Here is a 19104-nt window from a genome sequence, read left to right as displayed (position 1 = left end):
CGCAGAGCAAATGAATAGTGTTGAAAAATCTTTATTAAGTGACAGTCAAATAGATGATGACATTTTAGCAAAAACCTTAAAAAGTATGATGAGCAGACAAGTTGATTATGCGGATTTATATTTTCAAGCCAGCCAACATGAAACCTGGGTTTTAGAAGATGGTATTGTTAAAGAAGGGTCGTACAATATTGAACGTGGTGTTGGTGTTAGAGCTATCTCAGGTGAAAAAACAGGTTTTGCTTATTCTGATGATATAACTCCAGCGGCTATTCAACAGGCTGCAGATGCAGCAAAAGGTATTGCTGATAGCGGCACTGGCGCAACGGTTAAAGCATTTAGTCGTCAATCACCTATTCAAGTATATCAATCGGTTGAGCCACTTGGCAGCTTAACGCAAGAGCAGAAAATTGATTTGCTGCATCAAGTTGAAGCCCATGCTCGCCAAGTTGATAGCCGCGTTACTCAAGTTATTGCAAGTTTGTCAGGTGTATACGAAACCGTGCTCGTTAGTGCTAGCGACGGTACTTATGGTACAGATATTCGTCCATTAGTTAGACTTAATTGCTCGGTATTAGTGGAAGAAAATGGTAAACGTGAACGCGCTAGTGCCGGCGGTGGAGCACGTACCGATTACAGTTACTTTTTTGAGATAGCAGAAGGGGATAACAAGCCACGTTACCTAGCTTATGCTGAAGAGGCTGTACGTCAGGCATTAGTTAACATTGTTGCCATTGAAGCACCTGCAGGTACATTCCCGGTAGTTTTAGGGGCAGGTTGGCCAGGTGTTTTATTACACGAAGCCGTAGGTCATGGCTTAGAAGGTGACTTTAACCGCAAAGGCTCGTCAGCATTTTCGGGTAAAGTAGGGCAAAAAGTTGCCTCAGAGCTTTGTACCATTGTTGATGATGGTACTTTACCTAACCGTCGTGGTTCAATTTCAATTGACGATGAAGGTACACCAGGGCAATACAATGTACTTATTGAAAATGGTATTTTAAAAGGCTATATGCAAGATAAGCATAATGCTGGCTTAATGGGTGTAAAGCCTACAGGTAATGGCCGACGTGAATCGTATGCGCATTTACCTATGCCACGTATGACCAATACATACATGCTAGCGGGAGAGTCTAGCCCAGAAGATATAATTAAGTCGGTTAAAAAAGGTATTTATGCACCTAACTTTGCTGGCGGGCAAGTGGATATCACCTCAGGTAAATTTGTATTTACTAGCTCGGAAGCTTACTTAATTGAAGACGGTGAAATTACCACTCCAGTAAAAGGCGCGACGTTAATTGGTAACGGCCCTGAAGCGATGAAGCGCATTAGTATGGTTGGTAATGATTTAAAACTTGATGGTGGTGTTGGTGTTTGTGGTAAAGACGGACAAAGCATCCCTGTTGGTGTTGGCCAACCTACTTTAAAAGTTGATGGTATGACAGTTGGTGGAACACAGTAAAAATTGAGTTTTAATTAAAACTATTTGATCAAAAAAGCTTAACGAGTACGCTCTTTTAACAGAGTTTGTTAAGCTTTTTTATCGTTTAGTTATTAACTTAGCAGTTGCTCACTTTATTTTAGGCGTTTTCTTTCAAGTAAGTGAATAAGTTTTTATAATGCTTACCAAGTTTTTCAGCTTTGACTTCTTTCGCGGCATGGCGAATTAACTGCTTGATTTTTTGACGTTCAATATTCGGAAACTCAACAATTAACGCTTCAACAGCATCATTGCCTTGTTCGATTAATTCATCTCTTATCGCTTCAAGACGTACAAATTTAGCCGTTTCTTGCTGATGCTTATTGGCCATTACTTCAATCGCATGATGAATTGGCTCAAGATCAGTTTCTAATAATATTTTAGCTGTATGACGAATGTGACGACGTAACGCTTCATGCTTATTTTTGATTTTATCAGCAACAACCATGGCATCTTTTAAGTCATCCGTTAATGGTAAGCGACTACGTTGATGCTTCGACATTTCAATAATACTTTGCGCAAAATCTTGTAATTGATGCATTTCACGCTTTATTTCTGTTTTACTTTTTAACTCTTCTTCTAAAGATTCGTCGATATCGTTGGCTGACTGGGGCATAATAATGTCTAATAGCATGTTAAAATAAATAATAATTACATTTATTATATCACTAAAATTAAAATATTCTAAGTTGCCGATTTATCCTAAGCGAAAATATTTATTCTAAGTGAAGCGAAACTCACAGTTCACGCCTCAATAGCCTTAGCACTATTTTCCCCAAAGACGCACTAACCTTATTACCCTTATAACCAGGAAGTAGAAAACAATATGACCCAAGCCTCTAAATCGCATGATCCTATAACTAATCAACTTAGCGAAGTTAAAGAACGTGTTGCCAAAGTTCTTGAATTAGCTAAATCACTTGGCGTAGATGGCGCTGAAGTCGCGATGAGTCGCCAGCAAGGGTTAAGTGTTAGCACACGCATGGGCGAAGTTGAAAATGTTGAATTTACCAACGATGGTGGCTTAGGTATTACAGTCTATCGTGAGGGCCGAAAGGGCAGCGCCTCAACCGCTGATTTATCGGAGCAAGCGTTAACTAAAGCGGTTACTGCAGCGGTTAATATTGCTAAATATACCTCGGTAGATGACTGCTCAGGTTTAGCTGATAAAGCATTATTAGCCATGAACCCTGTTGACTTAGATTTGTATCACCCGCATGAAATAAGCACACAAGAAGCAATTGAATTAGCGAAAAGCTGTGAAGAAAGTGCATTGTCGGTTGATGCACGTGCAGGGCAGTCTGATGGCGCTAGTCTTGATACTTTCTCGGGCTTTAAGGTATACGGAAACAGTCATGGCCAATTAGTTGGTTATCCAAGTACACGTCATAGTTTAAGTTGCGTGATGATCGCAAATGATGGCGACGACATGGAGCGTGATTATGCTTATACCGTAAACCGTGATTTTGCTTTATTGGAAAGTGCTGAAAGTGTTGGTAAACAAGCAGCCCAAGAAGTGCTTGCTCGTTTAAAGCCGCAGACACTTGCTACGGGTAAAGTGCCGGTTTTATTTAGAGCTGATATTGCCAACACTATTTGGGGACATTTTATCTCAGCAATTAGTGGCGGCAACTTATATCGTAAATCATCTTTCTTATTAGATGCGATTGGTAAAGATGTTTTTCCTAACTTCTTAAATATTAGTGAACGCCCACATATTGCCAAAGCTTTAGCTAGTAGTGCATTTGATAATGAGGGGGTATTAACCCAAGATCGAGATATTATTACTCAAGGAGCATTACAAAGTTATCTACTTACTAGTTACTCAGCACGTAAATTAGGACTTACCAGTACTGGGCACGCGGGAGGAATTCACAACTGGTTAGTTGATGCGCAAGGTCATGATGGCAGTTTTGATGCGATGTTAAAAGCCTTAGGTACTGGCTTATTAGTGACAGAGTTAATGGGTCAAGGCGTTAACGTAGTGAATGGCGATTACTCGCGCGGTGCTGCAGGTTTTTGGGTTGAAAACGGTGAAATAGCATATCCTGTCAGTGAGATAACTATTGCAGGTAATTTAGCGCAAATGTTTAAAGGTATTGTTGCTGTCGGTAGTGATACAGATTTACGCGGTAGTATTCGTACAGGCTCTATATTGATTGATGAAATGCAAATAGCAGGGCATTAGGTGCTTTGAATATTCAGAGACTAGGCCCTAGTGCCTAGTCTCTAGTGCCTAGTATCTAGTACCTAGTATCTAGTACCTATTTTCTAGTCTTAACCTTAAGTTAGCAATAACGTTGCGGTACCTAAGAAGGCAAATATACCTACCACATCGGTAACGGTTGTTAAAATAACACTACCAGCGAGAGCAGGGTCTATTTTAAGGCGCTTAAGTATCAAGGGAATACATACTCCCGCAAGACCAGCAGCGACCATATTCATTAACATGGCAAAGGCGATAACCCCACCTAACATTAAGTCTTGTTTCCAAACAGCCACCACAGTACCAATTAATGTAGCCCAAATAACCCCATTTAAAAAGCCAACGGCAACTTCTTTACTTAATAACGAACGAGCATTACTCTCACCGACATGTCCTAACGCCATACCACGAATAACAAGGGTTAAAGTTTGATTACCGGCTACGCCACCCATGCTTGGTACAAGTGAATTTAACACCGCTAATATAGCAAGCTGTTGAAATACTCCTTCAAACATACTGGTCACGGCAACAGCAAGTATCGCGGTAATAAGATTAACGCCTAACCATACTGAACGTTGTTTAGTGCTTTCAATCACTGGTGCAAAAGTATCGGCTTCGCCATCTAAACCCGCCATACTCATCATCGAGTGTTCAGCGTCTTCACGAATAATATCAATCACATCATCAATAGTGATACGACCAAGTAAGTGGCCTTCTTCATCTATAACTGGTGCAGAAAACCAGTCGTGACGTTCAAATAATTGTGCAACATCTTGCTCACTCATCTGTGCTTGTACCGCTTCTATTTCCTCATTGATCAAGCTAGAAACTATAACGTCTGCTTTAGCGGTAACTAATGCTGCAATAGACACCGCCCCTCTAAACTTATTTTGACGATTTACAACATAGAAGGAGTCGGTGGAGTCAGGTAAATTACCTTTTAAACGTAAGTATCTTAATACTACATCTACCGTTACGTCAGGGCGTAATGTAATGGTATCGGTATTCATGATACCGCCAGCGGTATCTTCTTCATAAGATAATGCTGTTTCGACGCGACTACGATCTTGCTCGTCCATCGAGTTTAGTACTTCGTTGTAAATACTGTCTGGTAGGGTACGTAATACTTCAGCTAAATCATCAACGTCCATGCCTTCGGCAACGGCAGCGAGCTTTTCAGGTCGCATACTTTTAAGAATACCTTTACGTACTTCTTCATTGAGCTCTTCGAGAACATCACCATGGAATTCAGGGTCGATAAGCTGCCAAAGTACAGGACGACTTTTAGAGGTTGATGACTCTAAAATGAGAGCTAAGTCATAAGCGGGCATGTGTTGCAGTAATTTTCGTACATAGACGAACATACCACTACCAAGGGCTTCATGAATTTGTTGTAGTCTGGTTTGATTGTATTCTTGTTCTGATACTTCAGGCATAACGATTCTGCTTCCTTAAATTCCCTTTCATAGCTAACTATTTATAGCAACGCTATGCGGGGATATTTTATGATGAAAAAGAAAACAGCTTTCTTTGGAGAGTAGCTGATTAACCAATTGTGCATTTTATTACATTTGTTTTGACGTGTTTGTGACAGTGTTTAACAAATGTAATGTAATTGTTATAAGTTTATCGTAACTTAGGTAAACTATCAGCTTTTTTATCTGAGAGATGCACGTTAATGAAGCAAAAAACTTGTGATTAATGGTAGCGAAGTAACTAAGGGAGTTATTCCGCTTCGTCAAACTTGTCTGAAATAAGCTTGCATATTTCTGTTAATGCCATTTGTGCATCTTCACCTTCAGCAGTAATATTTACTACTTTTCCTTGGCCACCAGCGAGTAACATTAAGGTCATTATGCTGCCTGCATCAGCTTTTTTACCGTCTAGTTCGACAGTGATTTTTGCCGAGAATTTTTGGCTAAGCTGTGCTAATTTAGTTGCTGCTCGGGCATGTAAACCGAGTTTGTTGCATATAGTTACTTGTCGAGATAGTACCGTCATTTGTTCGCTCGCCTTGTCGATTACTAGGTTGATTTTACATTAATATCTCTATGATGTGTCTGGATATCTTTACGTTCTTTACGGAAATTCTTAGCTAACATTTCGGCGATATAAACAGATCTATGTTTGCCACCAGTACAACCTATGGCTATGGTAACGTAGCTGCGGTTATTTCGTTCTAAATGAGGTAACCAAGTCACCATAAAACTATTTATTTGCCATATAAATTTGGTCACTATGGCTTGGCTTCCTAAAAAGTCTTGCACTTCTTGATCTGTCCCTGTTTTACCTTTTAGTGAATTTTCCCAAAAAGGATTAGGTAAGAACCTGGCGTCAAATACGTAATCAGCGTCAACCGGAATGCCATGTTTAAAACCGAAAGATTCAAACACCAACACCATAGAGCCGGTTTTTTTACCGAGAATACGCTCTCGCACCAGATCGGCTAATTGGTGTGGAGTAAGCTGTGTAGTATTAATATATAAGTCAGCAGTAGTTGAAATAGGCTCTAGTAATTTTTTTTCTAATGCAATTGCCTGATCTAACGCCATATTTTCACGAATAAGTGGATGCAAGCGACGCGTTTCACTAAAACGGCGAATTAAGTCTTTATCATCAGCATCTAAAAATAGCGTGTTAACGTCTACAGCTTTGGGTAAGTAGGCAATTATTTCAGGTATGTCTTGCGAGTCTTTCGGTAAGTTACGTACATCTAAGCTTACCGCGACGTTTTCATAATCATTAATTACTGTGTGTGTAAGTGCAGGTAGTAGGTTAATTGGAATATTATCAACACAATAATAACCAAGATCTTCTAATACGCGTAACGCTACTGATTTACCTGATCCTGAACGACCGCTGACAATAATTAGTTTCATGTAATATTTCCGAATGCCTTATTCTCTAATGTTTACCTAACAGCAAAGAATAGGTTGTGGCGTTGATTTTATTTGCCACTATTTTAACTCTAGGTTAAGTGTAGCTTAGTTTGTTTAAACTGTTAGCTAGTTTGTTGGATGAGCTTATAGAGTGATTGATCATCAATACACTTACGAACCTGTTTAATTATTTTCTTGTCACTAAATAGCTTGGCAATATTCTGCAATGTATCTAAATGCTCTTGGCAACTGTTCTCAGGTACAAAGAGGGCAATAAAAATGTCGACATCTCTATTGTCTATTGCGTCAAAGTTAATAGCTGTTTCAGTGGTGATTAATACCGCAACGGCTTTGCTGGTATTAGGTAAGCGCCCATGAGGGATAGCAATCCCATTACCTATGCCTGTACTACCCATTTTTTCTCGTTCGAGTAGGCTAGTTAATAACTCATCTTCATCAATATCTGGCACGTGTACGGCAGCGAGTTGACAAATTTTTTCTAAGATACGTTTTTTACTGGTTACGTCGACATCACAACTAGTACAGTTGCTCGTTAATATTTCAGATAATTGCATAATGGTATTTAGGCGAGTAATAGTTTTTAGGCGCGCGCTAGTCTAATTCATTTAGTCTTGCGCGCCTACTTTAAGTTGCTTTAATTGCTTTTAAAGCGCTTTATCGATTTAACAAGCTCAGTTTAATGGTGTGCAACTTTGCCTTTATACTTAAGGATTTGCCTATCGAGTTTATCAACTAAGGTATCGATTGAAGCGTACATATCAGTATTAACACCGGAAGCAAACACTTCGCTACCGTTCATATGTACTGTTGCTTCTGCTTTTTGGTCAAGCTTTTCTACGGTAAGTACTACGTGTACATTATTGATGTGATCAAAGTGCCTTTCTAACTTAGAAAACTTTGAGTCTACATATTCCCGTAAGGAATTAGTTACTTCAACATGATGTCCAGAAAGATTGATATTCATTAGCATAATCCTTTTATAATAAACTTTTACGTTGATTTGACGGCGGTATAGCTAATGATTCTCGATATTTAGCTATAGTACGACGTGCGACGTTAATTCCCTGCTCGGCTAATAACTCTGCCATTTTACTATCACTTAACGGTTTAGCAGGTGTTTCCGCTAAGATAAGCTTTTTAATTAAGGAGCGTATGGCAGTAGATGAGCATTCTCCGCCGTTTTCTGTACTCACATGGCTTGAGAAGAAGTATTTTAATTCAAAAATACCACGTGGAGTATGCATATATTTTTGGGTAGTTACACGCGATATGGTTGATTCGTGCATGTCTACTGCTTCTGCTATGTCGTTTAATACCATAGGACGCATTGCTTCGGCACCGTGCTCTAAAAATCCTTGTTGACGCTGTACAATACAATTAGAAACTTTAAGTAAGGTGTCATTACGAGACTCTAAACTTTTAATAAACCATTTCGCTTCTTGTAAATTTGCGCGAATAAATTGACCGTCGTCAGTAGACGACTTCATGGTTTTTGACATAGCGGCATATTGTTTGTTGATTGATAACTTTGGTGCGGTGTCTGAGTTTAACTCAACCACCCAACGACCATTTTTTTTCTCAACAGTCACATCAGGAATAACATATTGGTCATCACTTTTGGCAATAACATCACCCGGACGAGGATTCAGGCTTTGAATTAAACGCATAACCTCGCGCAGTTGATCTTCTTTTAACTTGGTTTTACGCATTAATTGGCGATAATCTCTATTGCCAAGTAAATCGATATAGTCTTTGATGATTAACTTACTTTCGGCAAGGTAAGGCGTGTCTGCATTAAATTGATTTAATTGAATCAGTAAACAATCAGGAATTGAGCGAGCTGCGACACCAATTGGGTCAAACATGTTTATTCGTTTTAATACTGCTTCGACTTCATCAAGCTCTAAGTCCTCAGTGCCAACACTCTCTAAAATTTCTTCTGGAGATACTGTTAAATAGCCGGCGTCATCAACGGCTTCAATAATCGCGATAGCGATAGTTTTGTCAGTATCTGAAAAAGGCGTTAATTCCATTTGCCATAATAAATGGCCTTGAATGGATTCTGTAGTTTCACCTTGATAAGTGTAATCGTCTGCAGGGCTACTTACTGCACCAGTATTTGACACGCCAGCGCTGTAGCTTTCTTCCCATGTAGTATCAATGTTTAGCTCTTCTGGAATGTCGCTCTTTTCCATGGCTTCAGTGGTCGATATTTCATCAATATTGGCTGATTGATCTTCACTACCATCGTTTTTATTTTGCTCCGATGAGTCACTGGTATTGGCAGAAAAAGCGTCTTCGAGGTTATTTTTTTCAGCCGTATTCTCATTTTGGGCTCTTTCGTCGACTTCAAGTAGTGGGTTACTCTCTAATACTTCTTGAATTTCTTGTTGTAACTCTAACGTTGATAGCTGCAAAAGCTTGATCGCTTGTTGCAACTGTGGCGTCATTGTTAAGTGTTGTCCAATACGGAGTTGAAGAGTTGGGCGCATCTAGGTTCTATTTTTTCCTGTCTATCTAATAAATATTACTAAGGTAATTACTTTAAGTCAGTATAGTTTTAGTAACTATAGCGTGAATTGTTCACCAAGGTATACATCTCTTACTTTTTGATTAGCAAGAATTTGATTTGCATCGCCTTGTGCAATAATTTCACCGTGGCTTACTATGTAAGCGTGTTCACAAACGTCCAGTGTTTCTCTAACATTATGATCGGTGATTAATACCCCGATCCCTCTTTTCTTTAATTGTATGATGATTTTTTTGATGTCGCCAACGGAAATAGGGTCAACACCTGCAAAAGGCTCATCCAATAAAATAAACTTTGGATCAGCGGCTAATGCTCTAGCAATCTCAACGCGGCGACGTTCTCCACCTGACAAACTCATACCGGTATTGTCTTTAATATGACAAATATGAAACTCTTCAAGTAGATGTTCAAGCTTTTCTGCGCGTTGTACTTCATTTAATTCTTTACGTGTTTGTAATATCGCCATGATATTGTCAGTAACAGTGAGCTTTCTGAAAATAGAGGCTTCTTGCGGTAAGTACCCAATACCACTGCGTGCTCTTTCATGCATAGGTGATAGTGTTAAGTCTTTGCCATCAAGTACTATTGCGCCATCGTCATTAGGAACTAAGCCTACAATCATATAAAAAGAAGTGGTTTTACCTGCACCATTAGGACCTAAAAGCCCAACGATTTGTCCAGCGTTAACTTCTAAGCTGACATTTTTTACTACTTGTCTGCTTTTATACGATTTAGATAAGCCGTCGGCAATGAGCGTACTTATTGGCGCTGCTTTTTCTACAACGTCTGACCCTGTAGTTTTAGTGTTAGTTGCCATTGTTTTCGCCTTTGTTATCAGTTACTACTTCAGATGTTTCCTGTGTTGTAACTTCTGTGGCTGACTCTACTTTAGGTTTTTCATGTGCCTCTTGTTGTTTTTTCAAAATAGTAGGCTGTAATACGGTGGTAATAGATTGATTTTCAGCGCTTTTCGCTTCGAGTTTTTCACTTAATGTATTGAATGTGATTAACTCACCGCTTACTTCACTACCCGCTTGCTTTACCAGTGCATTTCCTGAAACAGTAATGATGTTAGAGTCTGGGGTGTAGGTTATTTCATCGGCTTGTAAAATAATGATATTGCCATCTTCTAATTCTTGTTGAAAAACAGCCGGTTTACCTTTAGCTAAATAAGTATCTGATTTCTCATTAGTGGTTTTATCAACACTACTAAACACTTTTACAAGGTCAGCAGATATTGAAATAGAGCCTTGACGAATACTCACCTTGTCTAAGTAGCTAGCTATTTTATTTTTAAGATCCGCAGATTGACGCTGGGATTTAATGGTTATTTCTTCATTTAAATCATTTTTAGCAGCGTGCGTTGTAGGTAATAATAAAAGGCTACAAGTAACAACGAGTACTTTACTGGTTGTTTGCAAACTGAGGTTTAAGTACTTGTTTAATTTAACTTTCATCATATTTCTTATAAATAGTGCGTTCATGCTGAGTAAGAGTCATTTGTTTGGTGTTTAAATCGATAATTAGTCCTGATCCATACATGGTAAAGTCTTTTCCAACAACTACAACCGCTTGATCAGAACTAATGATATTTGTTTTTAAGTCTAAAGCGATAGCTTTACAATGAATTTCTTTAATTAAACTATTAATGTCAGTTGCGGCTATATGCACCTGAGTTTTAAGTTCAACACGATTATCTTTATAAAGCGTGGCTTCTTTTGCACTCACAGTCCATGGTGTGGCGTTTTGCTGCGGATATAATATGTAATTTGGTCGTTCAAAATAACTGACTTCTAAATCGGCATAATGCTCCATTCTTTCCGCATCAATAGTATGTGTTAAATCACCTATGTCATTATAAATTTTACTTTCTAACTTTTCGGCAATAAAGTTAGGTCGTTGTTCATCAACAATTAAACTGTCATTATCAACACTGGAGCTGCGCCACTCAATAACACCATAAACTAGCGCACTAAGTAGTAAAACAAATAGCGTAATGCTATTTAATCGATTCATACACTAGCGCCTTTAGCATAAGCTAACGTACCTTGGCTTTGCATTATTAAATCACATACTTCTCGCACAGCACCAAAACCACCATTGGTATAAGTTATGTGATCTGCACCATTTAATACTGCTGGATGGCCATCAGCGACACAAATACCTAAACCTACCGCTTGTATACAAGCTAAATCTGGTACGTCATCGCCAATATAGGCAACTTCACTAATATTTATTGTTAATTGTTTAGTGAGTTCAGTTAGTGCCGGTAATTTGTCTTCTTGACCTTGGATTATGTGTTCTACATTTAAAGCACTCATACGATTAGCGACAATAGCTGAATTTCTACCTGTAATAATAGCAACGGCTACGCCGCTAGCACCTAAAGCTTTAATCCCAAAGCCATCTTTAGTGTGAAAGGCTTTTAATTCTTCGCCGTCGTTACCTAAATATATTCTGCCGTCAGAAAATACCCCGTCAACATCGCAAACAAGTAACTTTATTTGTTTGGCTTTTTCTAAAATACTATTTTCTACATTACCGTATAGGGTATTCATTAAAGGACTCCAGAACTTAACAAATCATGCATATTCATTGCACCAACCGGTTTATTGTTATCATCAACTATAATCAAACCGTTAATTTTTTTATCTTCCATTATTTTTAATGCTTGAGCAGCTAGCATATCACCTTGTGCGACACGAGGGTTATGCGTCATTACAGTGCTGATACTATCACTATGAATGTCTATACGACTATCTAATACTCGACGTAAATCACCATCGGTAAATAAACCGACAAGCTGTTGCTCATCGTTGATAATAGCGGTCATACCTAAACCTTTTAATGACATTTCAACTAAAGCATCTTTAATAAAAGCGTGCTCAGATACTGTTGGTACACGTTCATCTTTGTGCATTATATCACTAAGGCGTAATAATAAACGTTTACCTAAACTACCACCAGGGTGAGATAAGGCGAAATCATCAGCGGTAAAGCCGCGGGCATTTAATAACGCTACGGCCAATGCGTCACCCATTACCAAGGTTGCGGTGGTACTTGATGTTGGCGCTAAACCTAATGGGCAGGCTTCTGCCGAAACTTTAATGCAAATATGGGTGTCAGCTAACTTGGCTAATGTTGAATTGCTATTGCCCGTCATGGCGATTAATTTTGCGCCAATACGTTTAATAACAGGTGTTATTGCAAGTACTTCGTGGGTTTCACCAGAATAAGAAATAGTTAATACGACATCGTTGGCGGTGATCATGCCAAGATCACCGTGACTTGCTTCGCCAGGATGAACAAAAAATGATGGTGTGCCAGTACTTGCTAGCGTGGCTGCTATTTTGCCACCAATATGGCCAGACTTTCCCATACCAATAACAATGACACGGCCTTTGCAGTTATACATAAACTGACAAGCAAGCTCAAAACTGTCATCAACAAATTGTATTAATTCGCTTATCGCTTGTTGTTCAATTTCAATAACTGTTTTTGCTAAAGCTTTAAAATTTTGCATAGTCATTAATTTATATTAGTTTTATTGTGATAATTGGCTGAAAAGTAATACTTGATAAGCGATAAAGCTTAACAGTAATAATCCACCTTTGGCACGGGTTATTCTAAACGCACCTGCTTTGCGACTAAAACATAAAAGAAGTAACAAAAAGGTAACACCTAACATGTAAGGTGCGTCTCTACTTGCTGCTAAGGGGTCAATATTCCCCGGCACAATAAGCCCCGCTAGTGGTAATACCGCTAAAATATTAAATATATTTGAGCCTATAATATTACCTAAAGCTAAGTCGTCTTCTTTTTTAATTATACTCATAATGCTAGCCGCTAGCTCAGGTAAGCTAGTGCCAATTGCTATAATCGTAAGGCCTATAACTAAATCACTAATGCCAAATGCTTTAGCAATAAACACTGAGGAATCTACCAAAAAGCTTGCGCTTAGTGGTAATACAATCATACCAACGGTTAACCAAAGTAATGATAGCTTCATGTTCACAGCTTCGGCAACCTCACTTTCTGCTTCAAGGATTAACGGATCATCACTCGGTTTTCCTTTAGTTTTCTTTAACGTAATAACAAGTAATGTGATGATATAAATAGCAAAACCAACTATTAATATAACACCCTCAATAAAGCTAAAGTTATTATCAATTAATAACCAGTAGCCTAGCACCGTTACCGCTATAATTAAGGGTATTTCACGTTTTATCGTTTGTGATGAAACCGTTAAGGGTTGAAGTAAGGCCGTAATACCAAGCACTAAAGCTATATTAGTAATGTTAGAGCCTATAGCGTTACCGATAGCGGTATCTGGATTACCTTGTAATGAAGCTGTTGCAGCGACCATCATTTCAGGAGCTGAAGAGCCCATAGCAACAATGGTTAAACCGATAATCATCGGGGAAATACCTAAGTTTCGAGCTAAAGATGAAGCTCCAAAAACGAATTTATCTGCGCTCCATACTAAAGCGACAAGGGCAATAAGTAGTATAAATATTTGTTCTAGCATTAATCACTCCGTAGTGTACCAAGTTCACTAAGTTACTCCTAACTCAGATAAAATTGGTTTAAGGGTAAATTGTTACTGGTTGTGAAGCAAAAGAGAAGTAAATAATACTAACAAAACCAAAAAAATTCGTATTTGGCTTACTTTTACACTAAAACCAAGCTTTTCTTAGGTTTTGTTCATTGATTCTTACATTTATTAGGACTTAATCTGTTTATTTCTAATGAACAATTTTTATGGGTCAGGTAAAATCACTTTCTCTTTACGATAATTATTATTGCAGGTTTAGGTCGTAACTTAGAACATAACTTAGGTTATAAACTCGGTTGTTATTTAAAGAAGACTTCTTGCAATGCATTAACTCATAAAAAACAGTGACGTTAAATGATGACAAGCGCTATGCCAGACACAAAATTGGTTGAAATTGAAAATCTTACTTTTAAACGAGGTGAGCGAGTCATTTATGACGACATCAGTTTGTCTATCCCTAAAGGTAAAGTTACCGCTATTATGGGGCCAAGTGGCATTGGTAAAACGACCTTGTTACGGTTAATTGGTGGCCAAATTAAGCCTGAAAGCGGCACTATACTTTTTAAAGGTAAAAATATTCCAGCGTTGTCACGCAATGACTTATATGAAACACGTAAGCAAATGAGTATGCTGTTTCAAAGTGGCGCCTTATTTACTGAAATGAGCGTGTTTGACAATATCGCCTTTCCTATTAGAGAACATACGCAATTATCTGAAGCAATCATTGAAAAAATAGTATTAATGAAACTTGAAGCAGTAGGTTTACGTGGCGCAAAAGATTTACAGCCTAGTGAACTTTCTGGCGGGATGGCACGTAGAGTAGCATTAGCAAGAGCAATTGCGTTAGACCCTGAACTGATTTTATATGACGAGCCTTTTGCGGGGCAAGATCCTATTTCAATGGGCGTAATTGTCCGCTTAATTCGATCACTAAGTGATGCTTTAGGGCTAACTTCTGTGGTCGTATCTCATGACGTACCTGAAGTAATGAGCATTGCTGATTATATTTATATTGTCGCCGAAAAGAAAATTATTGGTCACGGTACGCCAGAGCAAATACGCTTAGATTCATCACCTCTAGTTCAGCAATTTGTGAAAGGGGAAGCTGATGGTGCCGTTCCATTTCATTATGAAGCACCTGATTATCGTGGTGAACTTATTAAGACTGTTACCGAGGGCTTACGTTAAATGGCGTATGTTAACAAGGCAAACATACAGAGTGACCAGTCCCACAATTATATTTTTCTAGGTAATAAATAGTGAAGCAATTACGTTTTTTAGGTAAAGAAACTATCGCGTTAATAAGTGGTCTAGGTCGTGCTGTTATTTTATTGATATCGGCTTTATTGCATGTGCCTAATGTACGTAAAGGTACACCACTTTTACTACAGCAATTATACAGTGTAGGTGTTTTATCATTACTAATCATAATGGTTTCAGGAACCTTTATTGGCATGGTACTAGCTTTACAAGGATATACTATTCTTGTCGGTTACGGCGCTGAAGCAAGTTTAGGACCTATGGTGGCATTATCATTACTACGCGAACTAGGACCTGTGGTTGCAGCTTTATTATTTGCCGGCCGCGCGGGTTCCGCATTAACCGCTGAAATAGGTTTAATGAAAGCTACAGAGCAACTATCAAGTTTAGAAATGATGGCAATTGATCCATTAAGACGAATAGTTGCTCCGCGTTTTTGGGCTGGTTTTATTAGCTTACCTTTGTTAGCGGCTATTTTTTCTATGGTTGGTATATTGGGCGCACATGTTGTCGGTGTTGATTGGCTCGGTGTTGACAGTGGTACTTTTTGGTCAGTGATGAAAGACCAAGTTGACTTCAATAAAGATATACTCAATGGCGTGATTAAAAGTATTGTTTTTGCATTTGTGGTAATGTGGATAGCCGTTTATAAAGGCTATGATTGTGAGCCTACATCAGAAGGCATTAGTCGAGCAACAACTTCAACTGTAGTGCAATCATCGTTATTGGTTTTATTCTTAGATTTTATCTTAACAGCGTTAATGTTTGTTAACTAAAGTGTAATTTATTTTTGTTGTTTTATTATTTTAATACAAGGCGTTGGTGAAAGACATGGTGTCTAAAAAAGTAGAATTAGCGGTAGGTTTTTTTGTTGCATTAGGTATCGCAGCTTTATTGGCCTTATCATTTAATGTTGCCGATAGTGGCGCTGGCGGTAGCGGAGAAACTTATCAACTATATGCTAAGTTCGATAATATTGGTGGTTTAAAAGTGCGCTCTCCTATTAAAGTAGGTGGTGTTGTTGTTGGCAGAGTAAGTGAAATATCATTAGGTACAGATGATTACACTCCTAAAGTCACACTGGATATTGATATTAAATATAATCAATTTTCAGAAGCAACGTCAGTCGCCATTTTAACGGCTGGATTATTAGGTGAACAATATTTAGGTATACAACCAGGCTTTGTTGATGAATCGGTTGATACTCTAGTGCCAGGTGACTTTATTGAAGACACTAAATCTGCATTAGTTTTAGAAGAATTAATTGGACAGTTTTTATTTAGCCAAGGTAAGGATGAGTAATAAAGTAATGATTATAAATAAACGTAATGTATTTATTAAGGTAATAGTTAGCTTAGCTGTTTATTTTAGCTCGAGCCATATGGTTATGGCTAACAATGCAGTGCAAGACTCTTCTGAAAAAACAACCAAAATAGCTGCACCAACAGCCGTTGACCAAACAAACCCATATAGCATGATAAAAGGAGCAGCAGAACAAACCTTTGCTCGCTTTGCTAGAGAGAAAGATACTATTAAAGCTAACCCTAATGTATTAAAAGACATCGTTCGTGAAGAGTTGATGCCGTATGTTAATTATAAATATTCGGCATTCAAAGTTATTGGTAAATATTTAAGCCAAACAACAGATGAAGAACGCAGGGACTTTGTTCCAGTTTTTTATGAATACCTGATTACTTCTTACGCGCAAGTTTTTACTCTATATGATAATCAAGAGCTTCAATTTGAACCTGAAAAATCATTTGATGATAGAAGAATTATTGCGGTTAACACTCGTATTATTATGCCTGGTAGCGATAATATTGATGTTGCTTTTAAAGTGCGTTTAGATAAAAAAACAGAGCAGTGGCAAGCATTTGATATGGTTGCCGAAGGGATTAGTTTACTCGACTCAAAACAAGCTGAGTTAGGCAGTATCATTAGACAAAAAGGCTTGCCTTATGTGACAGAGCTTTTAAAAAATAAAAGTACTCGTGATATTGTTTTTAAGAATGACGATAATAACAATGTAGATACATCATTTGAAATTACCGAGTAAGGTTAAATTGTGAGCAAAGCTAACATAGTATTAAATCACGGTATACTTACTATTGATGGTGAGTTGAGTCGCTTCAGTGTTGCAGAGTTCAACGTTAATGAGTATGTAAACTGGTTTGCCCATAGTGCAGTCAAAATTGATTTAAGCCAAGTAAGTAAAGCAGATACAGCAGGCTTAGCTTGGTTATTCTATTTATTAGAGCAAGCAGAGCATCATGCCTGTCAATTAAGTTTTAGTAATGTGCCTGAAAAATTAACTAAACTCATTACCTTAAGTGGTGTTGATGGGTTATTACCGATCATAAGTGATTAACTTCACAATCAGTACGCAAATAGTACTAAACAGTAATAAAAATAAAGGAGTCTCCCTTGGAAATTGGTGACGTAGAGCAGTTAGTAAGTAAATTAGTAAGTGAAGCATTAGCGCTTGACGAAATACATGTAAAGTTTGATGGTTCGCAATGTCGAATTAATGCGGTAAGTGATATGTTTGATGACTTAAGTCGTGTTAAACGCCAACAAGTGGTACTAAAGCCTTTAGCTGATGTCATTAAAGACGGTACCATTCATGCAATCACGGTAAAAACATTTAATAAAACACAGTGGCAACGCGATAAATTATTTAATAGTTAATTTATATATTAGCTTAATTTTTTGATAAAAAATTGTAACTAAATTGTATTTTTTATGCCTAGCTTTTTACTGCTAGGCATTTTTGTGTATACTGACTCGATATTTTAAACCTTTTAAGTAAGTAGTGGTTATTTTGGACGCATTTAAAGTTATTGGTGGTAATCCACTTCGCGGCGACGTCGTGATCTCCGGAGCAAAAAACGCTGCTCTTCCTATATTAATGTCAGCGCTATTATCAAAAACACCAATTGTTTTTAGTAATGTGCCGAAACTTAATGATATTTTAACAACAGTTAAATTATTAGGTCAGCTTGGCGCTAAGACAGAATGGCTTAGTGAAAATCAATTGATGATCGATGCTAGCAGTATTGATGTTTGTCGTGCTCCGTATGATTTAGTTAAAACAATGCGTGCATCAATTTTAGTACTTGGCCCATTATTGGCTCGTATGGGACACGCTGAAGTCTCTTTACCAGGTGGCTGTGCTATCGGTGCTCGACCCGTTAACCTTCATATCGAAGGTTTAAAAGCAATGGGCGCGGATATCACGGTAGAAGACGGTTATATCATTGCTAAGAAAGAAGGTCGTTTAACCGGCGCTACTATCTTAATGGATATGGTTAGCGTTACGGGTACTGAAAACTTAATGATGGCTGCAGCATTAGCTGATGGGATCACAATCATTGAAAATGCGGCGCGTGAGCCTGAGATTGTTGACCTTGCTGAATGCTTAATTAGCATGGGGGCTAAAATTACCGGTGCAGGCACTAACACGCTAACGATTGAAGGTGTTAGCGAGTTAAATGGTAAAGCATATTCAGTTATGCCAGATCGCATTGAAACAGGTACTTTCTTAGTTGCTGCAGCTGTAACTCAAGGTCATATTAAATGTTTAAATACTGATCCTACTGCACTAGAGGCTGTGTTAGCTAAGTTAAAAGAAGCGGGCGCTTTAATCACTACAGGTGATGATTGGATTGAGTTAGAAATGACAGGTCCTGCACAAGCTGTAAATATTAGAACAGCACCACATCCAGCTTTCCCTACTGATATGCAAGCACAGTTTATGACAATGAATGTGTTAGCTGAAGGTACTGCAACCGTTATTGAAACTATTTTTGAAAATCGCTTTATGCATGTTCCTGAATTACAACGTATGGGAGCAGATATCGCGTTAGAAGGTAATACCGCAATCGTTAAGGGGGTTGACAGCCTTAATGGAGCACAAGTTATGGCAACAGACTTACGCGCTTCAGCAAGCCTTGTTATTGCGGGGTTAGTGGCTAAATCACCAACACAGGTTGATAGAATCTATCATATCGACCGAGGTTACTTATGTATTGAAGGTAAGTTACAAAGTTTAGGTGCTGATATTACCCGTATTAAAGTAGATTAATACGGAAATACATAGCCATTATAGAAAGCCAGAGCTATAAACGTTCTGGCTTTTTTAGTGCTAATACCAAGTCTGTTAACCAGTTATTACTCAAT

General features: G+C 38.2%; 22 protein-coding genes. 9 read left to right on the top strand and 13 right to left on the bottom strand.

Annotation, left to right across the window (positions count from 1 at the left end; all coding sequences use genetic code 11):
• The first annotated feature begins 10 nt into the window (after positions 1-10).
• On the top strand, positions 11-1456 hold the full coding sequence (tldD, locus tag KO502_RS06255; protein WP_216021704.1) for a metalloprotease TldD: 1446 nt from the start codon (positions 11-13) through the stop codon (positions 1454-1456).
• 118 nt (positions 1457-1574) lie between these two features.
• Here tldD and yjgA read toward each other — a convergent pair whose 3' ends face one another.
• Positions 1575-2090, bottom strand: coding sequence for a ribosome biogenesis factor YjgA (yjgA, locus tag KO502_RS06250; protein WP_216021703.1), 516 nt, complete (start codon positions 2088-2090; stop codon positions 1575-1577).
• Between the two features lie 210 nt (positions 2091-2300).
• Here yjgA and pmbA point away from each other — a divergent pair, with 210 nt between their 5' ends.
• Positions 2301-3662, top strand: coding sequence for a metalloprotease PmbA (gene pmbA / locus KO502_RS06245; protein WP_216021702.1), 1362 nt, complete (start codon positions 2301-2303; stop codon positions 3660-3662).
• Positions 3663-3757: 95 nt separating this feature from the next.
• On the opposite strand, the gene mgtE is transcribed toward pmbA, so the two are convergent.
• From mgtE to KO502_RS06185, 12 genes are all read right to left on the bottom strand, one after another.
• The gene (gene mgtE, locus KO502_RS06240) at positions 3758-5116 is read right to left on the bottom strand and encodes a magnesium transporter (RefSeq protein ID WP_216021701.1); all 1359 of its coding nucleotides are present in this window, start codon (positions 5114-5116) and stop codon (positions 3758-3760) included.
• Between the two features lie 289 nt (positions 5117-5405).
• Positions 5406-5681 carry an HPr family phosphocarrier protein gene (locus KO502_RS06235; RefSeq protein ID WP_216021700.1) on the bottom strand — a complete coding sequence of 92 codons (276 nt, stop codon included), beginning with the start codon at positions 5679-5681 and terminating at the stop codon, positions 5406-5408.
• A gap of 23 nt (positions 5682-5704) precedes the next feature.
• Positions 5705-6559: an RNase adapter RapZ gene (gene rapZ, locus KO502_RS06230; RefSeq protein WP_216021699.1), complete on the bottom strand. Its 855-nt coding sequence runs from the start codon at positions 6557-6559 to the stop codon at positions 5705-5707.
• Between the two features lie 122 nt (positions 6560-6681).
• Positions 6682-7134, bottom strand: a complete 453-nt coding sequence (gene ptsN, locus KO502_RS06225; RefSeq protein WP_216021698.1) for a PTS IIA-like nitrogen regulatory protein PtsN — start codon at positions 7132-7134, stop codon at positions 6682-6684.
• A 122-nt stretch (positions 7135-7256) separates the two neighbouring features.
• Complete coding sequence (raiA, locus tag KO502_RS06220) at positions 7257-7544, bottom strand: ribosome-associated translation inhibitor RaiA (protein ID WP_216021697.1); 288 nt, start codon at positions 7542-7544, stop codon at positions 7257-7259.
• 13 nt (positions 7545-7557) lie between these two features.
• Positions 7558-9072, bottom strand: coding sequence for an RNA polymerase factor sigma-54 (locus KO502_RS06215; RefSeq protein ID WP_216021696.1), 1515 nt, complete (start codon positions 9070-9072; stop codon positions 7558-7560).
• Between the two features lie 75 nt (positions 9073-9147).
• Positions 9148-9927: an LPS export ABC transporter ATP-binding protein gene (gene lptB / locus KO502_RS06210; RefSeq protein WP_252730545.1), complete on the bottom strand. Its 780-nt coding sequence runs from the start codon at positions 9925-9927 to the stop codon at positions 9148-9150.
• Entirely contained in the window at positions 9917-10567 is a 651-nt protein-coding gene (lptA, locus tag KO502_RS06205; protein ID WP_216021695.1) for a lipopolysaccharide transport periplasmic protein LptA, read from the bottom strand. Before lptA ends, lptB begins: the two co-directional genes overlap by 11 nt.
• Complete coding sequence (gene lptC, locus KO502_RS06200) at positions 10557-11126, bottom strand: LPS export ABC transporter periplasmic protein LptC (protein ID WP_216021694.1); 570 nt, start codon at positions 11124-11126, stop codon at positions 10557-10559. The genes lptA and lptC overlap by 11 nt, the downstream gene beginning before the upstream one ends.
• Positions 11123-11668, bottom strand: coding sequence for a 3-deoxy-manno-octulosonate-8-phosphatase KdsC (kdsC, locus tag KO502_RS06195; protein WP_216021693.1), 546 nt, complete (start codon positions 11666-11668; stop codon positions 11123-11125). The genes lptC and kdsC overlap by 4 nt, the downstream gene beginning before the upstream one ends.
• The gene (locus tag KO502_RS06190; RefSeq protein ID WP_216021814.1) at positions 11668-12633 is read right to left on the bottom strand and encodes a KpsF/GutQ family sugar-phosphate isomerase; all 966 of its coding nucleotides are present in this window, start codon (positions 12631-12633) and stop codon (positions 11668-11670) included. The genes kdsC and KO502_RS06190 overlap by 1 nt, the downstream gene beginning before the upstream one ends.
• A 21-nt stretch (positions 12634-12654) precedes the next feature.
• Positions 12655-13638, bottom strand: a complete 984-nt coding sequence (locus tag KO502_RS06185) for a calcium/sodium antiporter (protein ID WP_216021692.1) — start codon at positions 13636-13638, stop codon at positions 12655-12657.
• Between the two features lie 396 nt (positions 13639-14034).
• Between KO502_RS06185 and mlaF the strand changes: the two genes are divergently transcribed.
• The 7 genes from mlaF (at position 14035) to murA (ending at position 19009) form a co-directional block, all read left to right on the top strand.
• Positions 14035-14853 carry a phospholipid ABC transporter ATP-binding protein MlaF gene (gene mlaF / locus KO502_RS06180; protein WP_252730539.1) on the top strand — a complete coding sequence of 273 codons (819 nt, stop codon included), beginning with the start codon at positions 14035-14037 and terminating at the stop codon, positions 14851-14853.
• 68 nt (positions 14854-14921) lie between these two features.
• The gene (gene mlaE, locus KO502_RS06175; protein WP_216021812.1) at positions 14922-15701 is read left to right on the top strand and encodes a lipid asymmetry maintenance ABC transporter permease subunit MlaE; all 780 of its coding nucleotides are present in this window, start codon (positions 14922-14924) and stop codon (positions 15699-15701) included.
• Between the two features lie 55 nt (positions 15702-15756).
• The gene (gene mlaD, locus KO502_RS06170; RefSeq protein ID WP_216021691.1) at positions 15757-16227 is read left to right on the top strand and encodes an outer membrane lipid asymmetry maintenance protein MlaD; all 471 of its coding nucleotides are present in this window, start codon (positions 15757-15759) and stop codon (positions 16225-16227) included.
• A 7-nt stretch (positions 16228-16234) separates the two neighbouring features.
• Entirely contained in the window at positions 16235-16981 is a 747-nt protein-coding gene (locus tag KO502_RS06165; RefSeq protein WP_252730537.1) for an ABC transporter substrate-binding protein, read from the top strand.
• Positions 16982-16990: 9 nt separating this feature from the next.
• Positions 16991-17293 carry an STAS domain-containing protein gene (locus KO502_RS06160; RefSeq protein WP_216021689.1) on the top strand — a complete coding sequence of 101 codons (303 nt, stop codon included), beginning with the start codon at positions 16991-16993 and terminating at the stop codon, positions 17291-17293.
• A gap of 56 nt (positions 17294-17349) precedes the next feature.
• Complete coding sequence (locus tag KO502_RS06155; RefSeq protein WP_216021688.1) at positions 17350-17613, top strand: BolA/IbaG family iron-sulfur metabolism protein; 264 nt, start codon at positions 17350-17352, stop codon at positions 17611-17613.
• Positions 17614-17746: 133 nt separating this feature from the next.
• Positions 17747-19009 (top strand): UDP-N-acetylglucosamine 1-carboxyvinyltransferase, encoded by a 1263-nt coding sequence (gene murA, locus KO502_RS06150; protein WP_216021687.1) that lies wholly within the window; start codon positions 17747-17749, stop codon positions 19007-19009.
• Positions 19010-19104 lie beyond the last annotated feature (95 nt).

Origin of the sequence: Colwellia sp. E2M01, assembly GCF_018860585.1 — a bacterium.
Lineage (GTDB): Bacteria > Pseudomonadota > Gammaproteobacteria > Enterobacterales > Alteromonadaceae > Colwellia.
The sequence above is the reverse complement of the archived record's forward strand: the minus strand, read 5'-3'. Positions and strand labels throughout refer to the sequence as shown.

Coding starts and splice junctions, on each gene's coding strand:
- rapZ (WP_216021699.1), bottom strand. CDS start 6,559: ATGAAACTAATTATTGTCAGCGGTCGTTCAGGATCAGGTAAATCAGTA.
- ptsN (WP_216021698.1), bottom strand. CDS start 7,134: ATGCAATTATCTGAAATATTAACGAGCAACTGTACTAGTTGTGATGTC.
- yjgA (WP_216021703.1), bottom strand. CDS start 2,090: ATGCCCCAGTCAGCCAACGATATCGACGAATCTTTAGAAGAAGAGTTA.
- mlaF (WP_252730539.1), top strand. CDS start 14,035: ATGCCAGACACAAAATTGGTTGAAATTGAAAATCTTACTTTTAAACGA.
- mgtE (WP_216021701.1), bottom strand. CDS start 5,116: ATGCCTGAAGTATCAGAACAAGAATACAATCAAACCAGACTACAACAA.
- pmbA (WP_216021702.1), top strand. CDS start 2,301: ATGACCCAAGCCTCTAAATCGCATGATCCTATAACTAATCAACTTAGC.
- kdsC (WP_216021693.1), bottom strand. CDS start 11,668: ATGAATACCCTATACGGTAATGTAGAAAATAGTATTTTAGAAAAAGCC.
- KO502_RS06235 (WP_216021700.1), bottom strand. CDS start 5,681: ATGACGGTACTATCTCGACAAGTAACTATATGCAACAAACTCGGTTTA.
- lptC (WP_216021694.1), bottom strand. CDS start 11,126: ATGAATCGATTAAATAGCATTACGCTATTTGTTTTACTACTTAGTGCG.
- raiA (WP_216021697.1), bottom strand. CDS start 7,544: ATGAATATCAATCTTTCTGGACATCATGTTGAAGTAACTAATTCCTTA.
- mlaD (WP_216021691.1), top strand. CDS start 15,757: ATGGTGTCTAAAAAAGTAGAATTAGCGGTAGGTTTTTTTGTTGCATTA.
- lptA (WP_216021695.1), bottom strand. CDS start 10,567: ATGAAAGTTAAATTAAACAAGTACTTAAACCTCAGTTTGCAAACAACC.
- KO502_RS06185 (WP_216021692.1), bottom strand. CDS start 13,638: ATGCTAGAACAAATATTTATACTACTTATTGCCCTTGTCGCTTTAGTA.
- KO502_RS06165 (WP_252730537.1), top strand. CDS start 16,235: ATGATTATAAATAAACGTAATGTATTTATTAAGGTAATAGTTAGCTTA.
- lptB (WP_252730545.1), bottom strand. CDS start 9,927: ATGGCAACTAACACTAAAACTACAGGGTCAGACGTTGTAGAAAAAGCA.
- KO502_RS06190 (WP_216021814.1), bottom strand. CDS start 12,633: ATGCAAAATTTTAAAGCTTTAGCAAAAACAGTTATTGAAATTGAACAA.
- tldD (WP_216021704.1), top strand. CDS start 11: ATGAATAGTGTTGAAAAATCTTTATTAAGTGACAGTCAAATAGATGAT.
- KO502_RS06215 (WP_216021696.1), bottom strand. CDS start 9,072: ATGCGCCCAACTCTTCAACTCCGTATTGGACAACACTTAACAATGACG.